The organism is Streptomyces sp. NPDC055099 (assembly GCF_053607685.1).
On record NZ_JBSGUA010000007.1, the window covers coordinates 110,438 to 124,285 of the forward strand.

General features: G+C 69.1%; 16 protein-coding genes and 1 tRNA gene. 5 read left to right on the forward strand and 12 right to left on the reverse strand.

The window, feature by feature from the left end:
- Positions 1 to 267 precede the first annotated feature (267 nt).
- Positions 268 to 747, forward strand: a complete 480-nt coding sequence (locus ACWFRU_RS19300) for a hypothetical protein (RefSeq protein WP_453688475.1) — start codon at positions 268 to 270, stop codon at positions 745 to 747.
- A 396-nt stretch (positions 748 to 1,143) separates the two neighbouring features.
- Here the strand turns inward: ACWFRU_RS19300 and ACWFRU_RS19305 are convergent, their stop codons facing one another.
- Both ACWFRU_RS19305 and ACWFRU_RS19310 read right to left on the reverse strand, forming a co-directional pair.
- Complete coding sequence (locus tag ACWFRU_RS19305; protein ID WP_453688477.1) at positions 1,144 to 1,710, reverse strand: hypothetical protein; 567 nt, start codon at positions 1,708 to 1,710, stop codon at positions 1,144 to 1,146.
- A 9-nt stretch (positions 1,711 to 1,719) separates the two neighbouring features.
- On the reverse strand, positions 1,720 to 1,947 hold the full coding sequence (locus ACWFRU_RS19310) for a hypothetical protein (RefSeq protein WP_453688479.1): 228 nt from the start codon (positions 1,945 to 1,947) through the stop codon (positions 1,720 to 1,722).
- A gap of 107 nt (positions 1,948 to 2,054) precedes the next feature.
- Between ACWFRU_RS19310 and ACWFRU_RS19315 the strand changes: the two genes are divergently transcribed.
- Positions 2,055 to 2,267 (forward strand): hypothetical protein, encoded by a 213-nt coding sequence (locus ACWFRU_RS19315; protein WP_453688481.1) that lies wholly within the window; start codon positions 2,055 to 2,057, stop codon positions 2,265 to 2,267.
- 226 nt (positions 2,268 to 2,493) lie between these two features.
- Here the strand turns inward: ACWFRU_RS19315 and ACWFRU_RS19320 are convergent, their stop codons facing one another.
- The 6 genes from ACWFRU_RS19320 to ACWFRU_RS19345 form a co-directional block, all read right to left on the reverse strand.
- Entirely contained in the window at positions 2,494 to 3,186 is a 693-nt protein-coding gene (locus ACWFRU_RS19320) for a class I SAM-dependent methyltransferase (RefSeq protein WP_453688483.1), read from the reverse strand.
- Positions 3,187 to 3,205: 19 nt separating this feature from the next.
- Positions 3,206 to 3,760, reverse strand: a complete 555-nt coding sequence (locus ACWFRU_RS19325; protein WP_453688485.1) for a GNAT family N-acetyltransferase — start codon at positions 3,758 to 3,760, stop codon at positions 3,206 to 3,208.
- A gap of 13 nt (positions 3,761 to 3,773) precedes the next feature.
- Positions 3,774 to 5,357 (reverse strand): asparagine synthase, encoded by a 1,584-nt coding sequence (locus ACWFRU_RS19330; protein ID WP_453688487.1) that lies wholly within the window; start codon positions 5,355 to 5,357, stop codon positions 3,774 to 3,776.
- A 90-nt stretch (positions 5,358 to 5,447) separates the two neighbouring features.
- Entirely contained in the window at positions 5,448 to 5,642 is a 195-nt protein-coding gene (locus tag ACWFRU_RS19335) for a hypothetical protein (RefSeq protein ID WP_363207506.1), read from the reverse strand.
- Positions 5,643 to 5,751: 109 nt separating this feature from the next.
- Positions 5,752 to 5,892, reverse strand: a complete 141-nt coding sequence (locus ACWFRU_RS19340) for a hypothetical protein (RefSeq protein ID WP_453688489.1) — start codon at positions 5,890 to 5,892, stop codon at positions 5,752 to 5,754.
- Positions 5,886 to 6,257 carry a hypothetical protein gene (locus ACWFRU_RS19345; protein WP_453688491.1) on the reverse strand — a complete coding sequence of 124 codons (372 nt, stop codon included), beginning with the start codon at positions 6,255 to 6,257 and terminating at the stop codon, positions 5,886 to 5,888. Before ACWFRU_RS19345 ends, ACWFRU_RS19340 begins: the two co-directional genes overlap by 7 nt.
- A 143-nt stretch (positions 6,258 to 6,400) precedes the next feature.
- Here ACWFRU_RS19345 and ACWFRU_RS19350 point away from each other — a divergent pair, with 143 nt between their 5' ends.
- Positions 6,401 to 7,750: a hypothetical protein gene (locus ACWFRU_RS19350; RefSeq protein ID WP_453688493.1), complete on the forward strand. Its 1,350-nt coding sequence runs from the start codon at positions 6,401 to 6,403 to the stop codon at positions 7,748 to 7,750.
- 109 nt (positions 7,751 to 7,859) lie between these two features.
- On the opposite strand, the gene ACWFRU_RS19355 is transcribed toward ACWFRU_RS19350, so the two are convergent.
- Together ACWFRU_RS19355 and ACWFRU_RS19360 are read right to left on the reverse strand one after the other, a co-directional pair.
- A complete protein-coding gene (locus tag ACWFRU_RS19355) occupies positions 7,860 to 8,945 on the reverse strand; it encodes an integrase core domain-containing protein (protein WP_453688495.1) in 1,086 nt (361 codons plus the stop codon).
- Positions 8,946 to 9,769: 824 nt separating this feature from the next.
- Positions 9,770 to 9,843 (reverse strand) — tRNA-Pro (locus tag ACWFRU_RS19360).
- 129 nt (positions 9,844 to 9,972) lie between these two features.
- On the opposite strand from ACWFRU_RS19360, the gene ACWFRU_RS19365 reads away from it, so the two are divergent.
- Together ACWFRU_RS19365 and ACWFRU_RS19370 are read left to right on the forward strand one after the other, a co-directional pair.
- A complete protein-coding gene (locus tag ACWFRU_RS19365; RefSeq protein ID WP_453688496.1) occupies positions 9,973 to 10,719 on the forward strand; it encodes a transketolase in 747 nt (248 codons plus the stop codon).
- 92 nt (positions 10,720 to 10,811) lie between these two features.
- Positions 10,812 to 11,738, forward strand: coding sequence for a transketolase family protein (locus tag ACWFRU_RS19370; RefSeq protein WP_453688498.1), 927 nt, complete (start codon positions 10,812 to 10,814; stop codon positions 11,736 to 11,738).
- 46 nt (positions 11,739 to 11,784) lie between these two features.
- Here the strand turns inward: ACWFRU_RS19370 and ACWFRU_RS19375 are convergent, their stop codons facing one another.
- On the reverse strand, positions 11,785 to 13,212 hold the full coding sequence (locus tag ACWFRU_RS19375; protein ID WP_453688882.1) for an MFS transporter: 1,428 nt from the start codon (positions 13,210 to 13,212) through the stop codon (positions 11,785 to 11,787).
- 123 nt (positions 13,213 to 13,335) lie between these two features.
- Complete coding sequence (locus ACWFRU_RS19380) at positions 13,336 to 13,716, reverse strand: MmcQ/YjbR family DNA-binding protein (protein WP_453688499.1); 381 nt, start codon at positions 13,714 to 13,716, stop codon at positions 13,336 to 13,338.
- Positions 13,717 to 13,848: the final 132 nt, after the last annotated feature.

Genomic DNA, 13,848 nt, shown 5'->3' on the forward strand with positions numbered 1-13,848 from the left:
TCCGACGGCCCTTGCACGTTCTTCGCGCGAAAGGCCCCGGTCTTCACGCAGCCTTGACACCCGGAGGCACGACCAGACCGCTCCAAGCCGGTCAAGGTGCAGCCGCCGGGGCATCGCGGGCCGTCAAGGTTCACCCGCCAAGGCATCAGGGGCCGTCAAGGTTCAGACACCAGGGCATCAGGGGCCTGACAAGGTTCAGTCACCACGGCATCAGAGACCCGTCAACCGGCATGCCGCACGACTGCCTCACTCCCTAGCTTCACTCGCATGGGACTCCGTACCGCATCAGCCGAAGCCGAAGCACAACCGCCCGAACACGTGGCCCATGACCGCCGCTGGTCCGCCGACCTGCGTGACACCACCCTGTGCGCCGGCGTACTGCTCGCGCTCCTGATCGTGGTCGACGCAGCCCGTGGCGGGCTCACGCTGCCGCGGACCGCGCTGTGGCTCGCGCTCGCGGTGCTGCTCTTCGCTGTCCTGCTTCCGCCCAAAGTCAGCGCCAGCCAGGGCTGGTTGGCCTCGCGGGGTTTGCTGCGCACCAAGCGGGTGCGCACCGACCGCCTGATCTCCGTGCGCTGGATCGATGGCGTCGCGCAGCGCCTCGTGCTGCGCGATCTGTACGGCACCAGGGTCGAGATCGACCCCACCGTCCTCACCGCCAACCCTGACCTGTGGGCCCTCCTGGAACACGGCGCACGCTCCTCCTGCGAGGCAGGCCTGATGACCTGCGGCGCGACCGCGCTGTGACAGCTCTCCCGACGCTTCGACAGCGAAACCGCACACTTGCTGTTCAAGATCTCCCAAGCCGACGAGGCCGGACTCGACTAACGCGCAAGCCACCCACGCATACCTGTCCCGCATACCTGTACGTGACCGGAACGCGTAGTAAGCCGCCCTCTTCGGCACCCTCCCGAGCAACGTCGGCTCGTGGCACCAACCCTGCCGTTCTTCATGTCCCCCTCGGGACAGTCGTGTCATGAGACAGGCGCAGTGCTCAGCGCTCTCGAAGGCAGATCGGCCGTGCCGACAGTGAGCCCTCACGAAGGGCGCACTCGATGGTGATGCTCTCTCGTGTGCGAGACGACCGCGTGAGCCCGCAGGCCCCACAGCCGCCCCGCTCACGGGAGACGGTGCGACAAGGGGTCAGCCCTCGCACCCGTCGATGTCGTCGTCGCATCCCTCCACATCGCCGGGGGCGATCGTGGTCAGGCGCCATGCGATGAGTCCCGTGCCGGCCCGCTCGGATTCGACGTGCGCCGTGAACGGCTTGCCCGTCGGGAGGTTGAAGTGGTCCGCCTCGCGGTCCCCGCATCCCACCCCGTAGGCCTGCTCATCCGCACCCCGGGCCAGAGTCAGAGTGAGCTCCTCGGCCCCATCCGTGTCACAGGTGATCTCAAATCGGTACGATTTGTCGCCGCTCGTGCGGAAGGACTTAGCCAGGCCCGACCCGAGATAAGCGGTGCCGGAATCAACGAGCTCCGCCTCTGTACCGTCGTCAGCGGCGGACTTGAGCGCCCGCTCGGCACGCCGCAACGCGTCATCCGGCTCCCACGGCCTACCAGCGTCTCCGGAAGAAGCCGACGGCTTCGACGGCTGCGCCGAGACATCGGCACTCCCCTTGGGGCTGCTCCCGCCCTGCTCATCCGCGCAACCGGACACCAGAACAGCCATGACCGCGGCAAACAGAGGGAGGGTGTGACGTATGCGCATGAAATAACCCTATCCGGGAGGAACAAGCTGGTACTCGCGGCCCAGCGCGTCGGCCTGGGTGTTGCCGTACACGGACACCTCACCGTCGGACCAGCGCACGAAGACGTCGTCCTCCCAGAGGTTCCCGCCGAACTCGCCCGGAGCAATCACCCGCGCGTGCTTCCACGTACCGTTCGGGCCCTTGAGCTGGTTCTCCTTCCTTCCTGAACGTCCTCGGATGGATCGCGCTGCCGACATGATCGGAGGTTTCCAAGGGCGCGGAAGCACTCGTATTCCGACATCAACTCGCCGTCCCTCGCCGTCAAATCGCCCGGCTACAGCCCTTACGGGCGGGCCGGGTAGTGATGGCGGCACTGGCCCGGCTACTGCCCAAGGCCCTGCGAGGGCACCTGTTCGTCCCTCCGGCCACGTTGCTGCGCTGGCACATCGGCCTGGTCAAGCGCCGCTGGACCTACAAACGCCGAGGCCCAGGCCGTCCACCGACCCGGCCCAGCGTGCGGGAGCTGGTGCTGCGGATGGCGGCGGAGAACCCACACTGGAACGTCAAGCCTGACTAACTCAGCGCATACAGCCCCGATTCCGTTCCGAGCTCCGCCTCGATCCTCTACCGGCATGAGATAGCTCAGGGGGCATCCGGTGTGCGGTTCGCAACGCCTTCGTCCACAGCCCACGCACGGCGCGCTCTCGTGCTGGCGGCGCCCACTGAGCAGCAGCGGGTACGGTCCGTGCAGGAATGAGAGCCGACCCCGGCGGCGCCGAGGAACGCGACGTCCCGTTACGAGATCATCGTGCGGAGGGATAGCTGCGCGCCGTGGCGGTGAACACGGTGCTGCGGACGCGTTGATTGCGCAGGTCATGCGGTTGGTCGTCGACCATAGCGACGCGGTATCCGTGTTCGGACAGGATCCGTAGCCATCCCTGAATGGAGTACATCCATCGCATGACGGGGACGCGGCCGGTGGCCGGGGTGTAGACGATCATCTGGCGGCGTCCCTCGGGGGCGCCGGGGGCACGGGTCATGCAAGAGAAGATGAGTCGCCCGCCGGGCTTAAGGCGCTGGCGGAGGGCAGGCAGGAGCTGGTGCGGGTCGGCGAACCAGAGTCCGCCGAACACGGAGAACACCGCGTCCAACGGCGGTAAATGCGGGGCGATCCGCACAGCGTCTCCGAGCCACCACTCCAGCCGTTCGTGCGCTGCGTGTTGGGTGGCAGCCTGGTGGATGCATACGGGAGAGACATCGTTGCCGATTCCGCGAGCGATCCCGTGCTGGGCGATGTAGGCGAGGTGGTTGCCATTGCCACACCCCAGTTCGGCGATAGCCGCGCCCGCCAAGGGGCCCAGGAGTTCCACGCCGGGCCCGGGCGCGTCACGGAAGTGCCAGTACAGGGCTGGCTTTTGACCACCGCGGTTGGCGCCAAGGACGTCCCAGGCTCTGCGGTTGAACACTGCGTCGTACTCCGTGGCAGTGCTGGGCATGTGTGCGCCTCCCGAAGAGTCAGATGCAGGTTCCGGCGGAGTCGGTGGTGACGGGCAGGTGGTTGAGCTCCTCGGCTTTGCGAGCCAGGAGGTAGGCGGGGTGGCCGCCTCGCTCAGTGGTGTGGACGAGGTCGAAGCCTTGGTGCTCGCGGTAGTAGCGCACGAGTCTTTGGTGTCCGCAGCCGCGCCGCACCCAGAGCTTTCCAGTGCGGGCCGCGTGAGCCAAGGCCCACCAGGCCATCAGCGTGCCGGGCTTGGTTGCCCGGTGGTCGGGGTGGGTGAAGGTGGTGGCCAGGAAGAGCGCGGGCTCGGCGCGCTCGGTATCGGTCCATCCCCATTCGGGGGTCTGGTCGTAGAGGCTGGTGCAGCCGATGAGTTCTGCCTCGGGTGAGAGCAAGGCCCAGACGGGGGTGCGGCCGTTCCCGGCCTGTGCGGCGATCTGTTCTGCCCGGTCCTCTTCGAGGAGGTCTGCACCGCCCACCTTGCCCGTGCTCACCATCCAAGCGGCGCGGGCGCGGATCAGCTCGGTGTAAGCGGCGCGGTCGTCGGCGGTGGCGGGGCGCATCACGTACATGTCTTGGAGACTCTCAGTGGTGGGCGGCGCGATGGGCGAGGTCAGCGGCGACGACGTCGGCGAGACGGTCGTCTGTGGCGCGGATGTCGCCGGATTCAATGCGCGTGAGGGCTTGGGTGAGGGTGTCGGCGTCTACGAGCTTGTCGTCGATGAGCGGAGAACCTTGATCGAGGAGGCGTCGCACCTGTGCGGGCAGGGTGGTGCGGATTGCGGTGTTCATGACGTCGGTGAAGTTCTCCGGCAAGGGTGGCTCCGCGACCAGTTCGGACAGGCCCAGGGCCCTCAGGCGGCGGCGGTGCAGACTCTTGCGGGAGCGCCAGGAGCGCGGCAGCCACTCGCCGAAGCGGATCATGTCCGGATCGGCGAAGGGGTGCAGCGGCCAGATCCCGGCCTCCAGCAGCAGCGGCGCGGCCGATGCCATCGCGAGCAGGGTCATTTCGTTGACGACGGCGGGCGGGCAGGTGTCCCCGTCCACATCCGTGAGGGCCTCACGGGCGGCGGGGCCGAGCCATTCGGTCATCGCGTGTCCCGGGCCGACGGGTGGGTGTGGTGCTTCCTGCGGGGTGAGGGCGACCATCTCATCTCCGCCGATCCCCGTGACCACGGTACGGATGCCGGCCCCGGCCAGTTGGTAGATGAGGGCGGCGGTGGCCTCGTGGTAGGGCTCCTCGTAGGGGTAGACGTATCCGCTCAGGGCGCGGCGTCCGTCCGGGTGCAGTGGAGGCAGGGCCGGGGTGGTGATGTCGGTGCGGAAGCGCCCGGTACGGAGCATCTCGGCTCGCCGCGTGCGCTGTTGTACTCCCATCGGGCCGGGGAGCAGCATCGCCGACGCGGTGATCCTTCCGGGGTGGCGCAGTGACAGATGGGTGCCGGTGACGGCCGAGTCGAAGCCGCCTGAGACATGCGCGCTGGTGGTGTCCGGGTCGTACAGATGCCGGTCGAGCACCGCGTCGAGCATGGTGCCGTACGCGGTCAGTACGTCGGCGTCGTCGGCGAGAGCACGGGCCCTGGAGTGCAGCGCCGGGGCAGGCTGCTCGAAGCGGATCGGTCCGTGGCCGTCGTAGTGGGCGACTGCGCGCTCGGTCAGCCGGTACAGGCCGGTGAAACAGGTGTGGTGGCTGTAGCGGAACCACAGGCTGAGCAGTCGTGCTGTCTCGGCGACATGGAAGTCCACGCGAGGCATGCGCTTTACGAGGTCGGCGGTGGTCCACGATCCGTGCAGCACACCGTCGATGGCTGTCAGGTACAGCGGGGCGGTGCAGTGTTCACCGGCCCTGACGCTGACCGTGCCGTCGGGAGCAAGATCGATGCCGATGAAGTTCAGGGGCCAGGCCAAGAGCTCCGCGCGGAGTTCGCGGAAGGAGGTGGTGGGCAGCTCCACGACGGCACGTCGGGCATCGCCTGCACGACGGGCGTCGCGCTCGCGGACATGAACGAGGGCCTGGCCGGTATCGCGGTCGGTGAGGGCGACCGCGTCCAGGGACGGATGGTCCAGCGGGGCAACCCAGGACGCGCCGCACTGAAGGCGGTCGTTGTTCCACGCCCACCCGCCGGCCTCGCGGTCGGCCGGGGTGGGTTGGATGCGCAGTTTGAGCACGGGTCCTCCACGAGGTGGGGCGCGGGGTCCGGCCGGGTGGGGTCTGGGCCTGGCCGGGCCCCGCGCACACGGGTGCTGGGGCGGGGCGGGTCAGACCTTGAGGCTGTCGTATTCGTGGTTGGTGTCCGAGGAGCCGGCTTCCTTCTTGTAGGCAAAGCGGGTTGCCAGGTCGGGGACCTCGTACTGAGCGTGGTCGGTGAACAGCGGGCCCAGCTCGATGCCGCCGAGCGTCGTGGCTTGCAGGCTGGTGGATTGGTCCAGGCGTTGCTTCACAGCGGGTTCCATTCGTCGGTTGTGCTCCGGGGCGGGCGGATCTGCCCGCGGGACCCGTGCCGGGCCGCCTCGCTGGGCAGCAAGCGCGGCTGGTGAGGCCCGGCACGGGAGTTGAGAAGGCTCAGGTGCCGGCCAGTGTGTGAATGAGGAGCAGGCTGAAGGTGATCACGACCAGCGATACCAGCGCCGTGGTGATGACCGTCTCGGTCGCCCTGGAGCGCATCGGACGCCGAGCGCGGTGATCATCCCAGCGGTTCACCACGACGGCACCATCGCGTTCTTGAGCAGACGGCATGCTCCGGCGAGGAGGTAGAGCCGGGCGGTGGGGTTGGTGAAGGCGCCCGTCTGCTGGTCGTGATGTACGGATCTGGCGTGGCTGATGCTGTCGGCGAGGACATCGCGAGCCCGTTGCTCGGCTGGGCTGCGGCTCGGCATGCGGTCCAGGTGGTACTCGGCGGGCGTGATCAGCGCGGCCAGGTAGATGGCCAGCTCAACGGCCACGGCGTCGGCGAGACGGCTGCTGGGGTCGGCGACGGCGAGTCCTTCGGCGCGGTGGACGGCATTGTCGACGAGGGCCAGGTCCACGGGGTGGCTGGTGTTGTGGTGGGGGGTGGTCATGAGGGTCACCGTGGGCTCCTTGGGGTGCACGAGATGGTTCCGTCTGGTTCCTGACGTACAGCCAACTACCGGTCACGCTGCGCGGGTACCGTGAAGGAAGAGCGCGCACGTAAACGCCGTAAAAGCTGTCGGAGCTGGCGGGAGAATCACTCATGGCAGGCACCACGCGTACGCCGAACACCAGGCTGGCCAACCTGCTTGACCAGGGGCACTGTCAGCGCGAGGAGCTCGCTCGCGCGGTGAACCGCATCGGCGCCCTCGCAGGGATGCCGCTGACCTACAGCGGTCAGTCGGTTTCGATGTGGCTGCGCGGCCACCAGCCAAAACAACAGGTCAGGGCAATAGTGGTAGCCGCCCTGTCGGAGAAACTCGGCAGGCCCATCACGCACGAAGAAGCGGGCCTCACCCCTGCCACGCCCCCCGGAGGCTCTCACCACCCCGACACTGTTGAGGAGTTGATCGACCTGGGAAGGGCGGACATGGATCCCTCTCGACGCGGCGTCCTCGCCGCCGGCGTATTCACCGCGGCGCTGGCCGTACCTGCCTTCGGCACGGCGGCAGCACACGCCGGCGAGCCGGTCTCACCAGGCAAGGCCACCACGCGCATCGGCGGCTCACAGGTCGCCTCGGTGCGGCGCACGACCGTCCGGATCGCCGACATTCTGGACGAGGACGGTGCAGGCCACGCACGACCGATGGCAGCCGCGTTCCTCGTGAACACCGTCGGGCCTTGGATGAAGGCACAGGCGTCGGGCCCCGTCGCGGCCGACATGAAGGCCGCAGCCTCGGATCTGACGTACCTCACCGGCTGGATGGCGATGTACGAGAAGGACCACGCCGCCGCCCAGCGCTGGTACCTCAAAGCCCTCTCCCTCGCCGACGAAGCCGGCGATCACGTGACCTACTGCCGCACGCTGCGGGGCATGTCGTTGCAGATGACGAGCCTTCGCCACGGCCGCAAGGGACTGGAGTTCGCCGACAGCGCCGCCGAGGCCGCACCGCAGGCCGGCCCCCGCCTGGTGGCGTTCCTGCGCGGTCAGCAGGCCCACGCCGCGTCCATGGTCAAGGACCGCAGGCAGGCCCACGCGCGGCTGAGCGAGGCCGAGGATGCGTTGTCGAAGGCCGACAACCGGCGGGACGCCGTGGGCGGATACGACCGCACCGCATGGCTCTTCCACTTGTCGCACGTGCTCTACGAGGAGCGGGACTTGCCCGGCAGCATCAAGGCGCTACAGGACTCCATCAAAGTGCAGCCCGCACAAGAGCGGCAGGGCCGCGTGCACTCCTACGCCCTGCTGGCTCAACGGCAGCTCGCCCACGGGCACCTGGATGCGGCATGCGCCTCCTGGGGCCGGTTCCTGGACGAGTACGAGCTCGTCTCCTCCGCACGCGGCGACGAGCATTTCGGGACGATGCGCCGGGAAATGCGCGCCCACGCCGGCGCGCGGCCGGTAAAGCAACTGGCGGGGCGGGCTCGAGAAGTCGCCGCCCTCAAAGCCTGAAGACACGAGATCCCCAGAGGGCTACGAAAGAGGTTGGCGACTGCGCACGGACCACCATTCGCAGGGCTCGCTCCAAACCCTGTGCCGTTCGGAAACTCGTCGCCGCTGGTCAGGCCGCGTATCTGTACTCGTTGATCACGCCGCCGAGTACTCGGGTGCGGAGGAGGCGGTGAGTGGTCAGATTGGTCCCAGACGCCGGGTGCTCTTGGGCGAGGGGCGGGAGTTGTCCCCGAGCCTGGTGCGGGCGGTGACGGTTGTAGTGCCGGGCATAGGCCTCGAGGACCTGCCTGGCATGGGACTCGTTCCAGATCAACGAGTGGTCGAGGACCTCGCGCCGCAGGGTTCCAATGACCCGCTCGCAGTGAGCGTTCATCCGAGGGACCCGCGGCGCGGTCCTCACGACGCCGATTTCGTCGGCCGCGAAGACCGCGTCGAAGGATTCGGTGTACTTTGCGTCCCGGTCGCGGAGCAGGAACCGCAGCGAGTCGACCCGCACGCCCAATTCGCCGGCGAGGTTTCTCGCCTGCTGGAGCGTCCACGGCCCGGTGGGATGGGCAGTCACTCCTGCGATGTGGAGCCGACGCGTGCCGTGTTCGAGGAACACCAGCGCGTACACGCGGCGTAGGTGGACCAGGTCGATGTGGACGAAGTCGCAGGCGATGATGCCTTCGGCTTGCGCGCTCAGGAACTCGCGCCACGTCGGCCCGACCCGCCGTGGGGCTGGATCGAAGCCCGCTGCGGTAAGGATCTCCCAGACCGTCGTCGAGCCGACCGGGTGTCCGAGCCGGACAAGTTCGCCTTGGATCCGACGACAGCCCCACCGCGGGTTCTCGCGGGCGAGCCGCAGCACCAGAGTCTTCACCGCACTCGCAGTCGACGGCCTCCCGGGGCGCCTTCGGCGCCTGGTGTAGTCCCACTTGCGCGCGATGAGTCTGCGGTGCCACGCCAGGAGCGTCGCGGGCGTCACCGGGAACACCTGCGCCCACCGGCACCGGGGAGTCAGGGAGGACAGCGCCGCGAACCACAGGCGATCTGCCGGCTCGTACCGCACCGGACCCGAGAGCTGCCTGCGAAGCACCGCGTTCTCGTGGCGCAGCACAAGCAGCTCCGCGTCCCTGACGGCGTCCCGGCGCAGCAGCGCCGCCGGGACCGCGAGCAGCTTCCGGGCCACCTGATACACCAATGAGACGATCACCCGGACAGGCTTCCAGCAAGCTGTCGGGGCTCGCCAGACCCACTCCAAGCAGCAGCGATGAGTTTCCGAACGGCACAGGTTCGCTATCCCGGCGCCGATTCTGGCAACCGTCCCCGGTTTCGGAGCCCAGAAAGTCACCACCCTCTCGTCACGCACCGTCCCACGGGTGCAAAACCTCTGAACACATCAACTTGACAGGGAACTCGCCGAACATCTGGCTTGTGGGTGTTCCCCGCGCAGGCGGGGGTGACGTGGCGGGCGATGTTCAGGACGTCGTACTCGTCGCACCAGGCGGTTTCGGCAGGGCAACGCCATGCGCCCGCCAGGAACCAAGCGAACCCTCCCACGCCCGAAAGCACGCCTACCGCGAGCGTCTCCGTACCGCGCCCTACAGACGCCAGCATCCACTTGCGCCGCGACAAGGGGACTCGCAGGAGCAGTAGCCCCCAACCGGCACCCCCTCCGACCTGCACCGCATCTCGCTACGGCGTTCAACCTCTGGATGCCGTGTGCACCAAGACATGGAAACCACACAGACAAGGGGTCGGCGAAAGCCGTCAAGGGGTCGAGTGGGAGCACGGCCCCTTGACCGATATTCGAACAAGGGGGCGAAGGGTGAAACCCCTTGACGTCCACGCCACGTCACGCAGCGCAGATTCTCCGTGGGAGCGACCGGATCAGGTGACCAGCCGTCCACCCCCGGTTGACGTCGCTCCCAGACTCCCGCTCCCAGGGAGCACAGGGAGCGGCCCCCCGCTCCCAAAATGGCTCCCAAAACCGAAGTAGGGGCCATCCGAAGATGGCCCCTACCTGCGACGTTTCCGTCGGGACGACAGGATTTGAACCTGCGACCCCTTGACCCCCAGTCAAGTGCGCTACCAAGCTGCGCCACGTCCCGGTGCCCGTGTGACCTGGGGTTTCCCCTGGCCGAACGTGCACCGAAACAATACCGCACTCGGGGCCGTGATCGCTCACGCCTTTCGGGGCTGTTGACCTCAAGCGGACTTGAGGTTGCACGCTCTGTGGCATGACGACGACAACGGAACGCGCGCCCGGGCGTGCGGACGGATACGGATACGCAGACCTGTCCCGGCTCATGGGGCGGATGACCGGGGACGAGAAGCATGGGCCCGCCGCGACCTCCACCCTTGATGCGCTCTGGGTCCTCTATGACCGGGTGCTCAGGGTCACACCCCAGGACATGGAGGGGGCTGAGGGAGCTGAGGGAGCTGGTGGAGCTGGGCGTGATCGGTTCCTGTTGTCCAAGGGGCACGGGCCCATGGCCTACTACGCCGTCCTCGCCGCCAAGGGCTTCATCCCCGTCGACTGGCTGGAGGGGTTCGGGGCCTACGACTCGCCGCTGGGGCACCACCCGGACCGGGTGCTCGTGCCGGGGGTCGAGATCGGGAGCGGGTCGCTCGGGCATGGGCTGCCGATCGCGGTCGGGACCGCGCTGGGGCTCAGGGCGCGGGGGCTCGCCGACGCCCGGGTGTGGGTGCTCGTCGGGGACGCGGAGCTGGACGAGGGCAGCAATCACGAGGCCATCGCCTTCGCCGGGCCCGCCGGGCTCGAACGGCTGCACACCGTCGTGATCGACAACGCCTCCGCCCGGCACGCCAGGCCCGGCGGCATCGCCGCCCGCTTCGAAGCCGCCGGGTGGTCCACCGCGACCGTCGACGGGCGCGATCACGACGCGCTCTACGCGGCCTTCACCGCGCCGCATCCCGGGCAGCCACGCACCATCGTCGCCCGCGTCGAGCCGAAGGGTCCGTAGGGGCACCTCGCGTCTCCCATCCCCACGGGCACTTGTTTGGCCTCGCGCCCGCGCTCCGTTCGCTTTTTGCGCCACCCCTCGGAGGTTTTGTCATGGACACCATGCGTGATCGCTTTGCCCCCACCCTCTCCCGCCTGCTCGACGAGGACCCGCGCGTCGCCGTCGTCCTCGCCGTCATCGGTGCGGACGGGTTCGCGGAGGCTCAGCGCAAGCACCCGGACCGGGTGATCGATGTCGGGATCCGGGAGCAGTTGCTCGTCGGGGCCGGGTCCGGGCTCGCGTTGGCCGGGATGCGGCCCGTGATGCACACCTTCGCCAGCTTTCTCGTGGAGCGGCCGTTCGAGCAGGTGAAGCTGGACTTCGGGCATCAGGGCGTCGGTGGCGTCCTCGTCAGTGCCGCCGCCTCCTTCGACTGGCCCGCCGGTGGCTACACCCACATGTCGCCCGGCGACGTGGCGTTGCTCGACACGCTCGACGGTTGGACCGTGCACGTACCCGGGCATCCCGACGAGGCCGAGACCCTGCTGCGGCACGCGGTCGCCGCGGGCGACGACAAGGTGTACGTACGGCTCTCCGTGCAGTCGAACGCTCATGCTCTGCCGGTCGACGGGGCCCGCTTCCACACCGTGCGCGAGGGGCGTGGTGGGGTGGTTGTCGCTGTCGGGACCATGTTGGACAACGTTCTTGCCGCCACCGAAGGACTCGACGTCACCGTGCTGTACGCCACCACCGTGCGGCCCTTCGATGCGGAGGCGCTGCGCCGCGCCACGGGGGCCGGCACCGTCGCCGATGTCGTGGTGGTCGAGCCCTACCTGGCTGGGACCTCCACCGCTGCCGCCAACGACGCGCTCGCCGATGTCCCGCACCGGGTGCTCGGGATCGGCGTCGGCCGTGCCGAGCTGCGCCGCTACGGACAGATCGACGAGCACATGGCCGCGCACGGGCTCGACGTCCGCTCGCTGCGGGAGCGGATCAGCCGCTGGGCGGGCGCAGCAGCGTCTTCGCGGATTCCCGTTTAGCCCCCCGGGCGCCCCGGGCGCGCCGCCCCCTTGTCCCGGACTCCGGTCATCTCCGTGCGCCGCGGCCCGCCTGCAGTGTCTGTCCGGGGCGGGCTGTCCCCGCCGCTCCCCCGCTCTGGACCGGCGCTCTTCCGTCCACCCGTACCAAGCCACGTATCGCGGGCACGGAGAGCATGGCCAGGCAGACGGCGACCGTCGTCACTGCGCCCGTGATCAGCACCTGTTCCGCGCCGAACGCGTTCGCGGCCGGTCCCGCGAGGGCCTGGCCGACGGGCAGCAAGGCGATCGAGCCCGCGACGTCGTAGGCGTGGATGCGGTTGAGGACGTCGGGCGGCACCTGCGTCTGGACGCTCGTCGCCCACATGACGCCCCAGAAGGAGAGTCCCGCCCCGGCGACTGCGGCGCCCGCCGCCATCAGCGGAACGCCCAGCTGGGCGCCGACGGACGCCGGGAACGCGCAGTAGCCGATCAGGGCGAAGGAGCCGGCGCGGAGCATACGGCGCGGGCGCAGACGCAGGGCGACCAGGCCGCCGAGTACGGTGCCGGCGCCCAGGGCGGAGTTCACCAGGCCGTACGCCCCCGAGCCGTGCTCCTGGACCACGAGCGTGGCGACGAGGGGTGTCAGTGGACCCGTGGTCGTGATCATCAGGACGCAGAAGATGGCGATGACGCCCCACAGCCACGTGCGGGATCTGAACTCCCGCCAGCCCTGCACCAGGTCGCCCCGGAAGCCGTTGCTGTGCGCCAGCGAGCCGGGCAGCGCGGGCGGCAGCCGGAGCAGGAGCAGGCACAGGGCACTCAGTCCGTACGTTCCCGCATGCACTACGAAGACCGCGCCGGGCGAGGCGAAGGCCACGAGAACGCCGGCCACGGCCGGTCCCGCCAGGGACGCGGCGGACTCGGCCACGCGTATCGCGCCGTTGGCCTTCTGGACGTCGGCGGCCAGGCGCGGGACCGTGCTCGCGACGCCGGGCTGGAAGATGGCGCCCGCCGCGCCGTTGACCGCTCCGATCACGCAGATCTGCCAGAGGACGACGTGACCGGAGAAGAAGAGGGCCGCCGCGACCGACTGCGTGCCGAGCCGGGCCACGTCCGCGCCGATCATCAGCAGGCGGGTGCTGAACCGATCGGCGAAGACCCCGCCGAAGATCACCAGGCCCGCGAAGCAGACCGTCGTGGCGGCCATGGCGAGGCCTACGGCGCCCGCGCCGTGCCCGTGCTGGAGCAGCCCCGCTGCGAGGGCGACGGGCAGCATCGTGTCGCCGAGCTTGGCGACGGTCCGCGCGCCGAAGAAGAACCCGAAGTCCCGGGACCAGATGCTCGTGCCTGGGGGTGCGGATTGTTCGGTGGCCGGCCCGGCGGTGGGCGTGAGCTTGGCCTTGCGCGTACGCGGGGCACGCTCGCCCTCACCGGACCCGCCTCCAGCGGCCCGGCCCCCAGCGGACCCACCCCCAGCAGACCCGCCCTCGCCCATCCCGTCCCCTGACGGCACCGCAGTCCCCTCCCCTGGCAGCGGCGCCCGGTCCGTCGTCCCACGAACCTCGCCCGCCGCCTCCGCCGGGATCATGCCACGGGACACTGACAGCAGCGATCCCTTTTAATCCGTCGGCGGAAGCCCCAACTCCGGGTACGCGTCCAGGAGTCGGGTGGGGGCCGCCTGGCGCCAGGAGTCGGCGAGGATGTCGCTCAGTTCGTCCTTGTCGAGCGCCGAGAGGCGTGCGCGCACCCAGGCGAACATCGCCTCGTGGTCGGCGATCCAGAACTTCTCGGGCTCCGCGAGGACCAACTCGTCGCGCTCCTCCTTCGGACACCGCACGGCGATGGACGTCTCGTCCTCGGGAAGCGTGGCGAACATTTTTCCTGCCACCCTGAAGGTGGGCATGCTCCAGGCGATCTTCTCCGTCGTATCCGGCAGGGCCAGTGCGATACGCCGGACGTCGTCACCCGTGACCTGGGCCTTGGCATGAGCTCGAGACATGACCCGAACGGTAGCCAACACCACTGACAGCGGCCCCCGGAACCACCGGGAGTGGGCCCCGGAACCATCGGCAGAGGACCCCCCAGCCCGCGGACCCCGGACCCCGGACCCCGGACCCACCGACAGCGAACC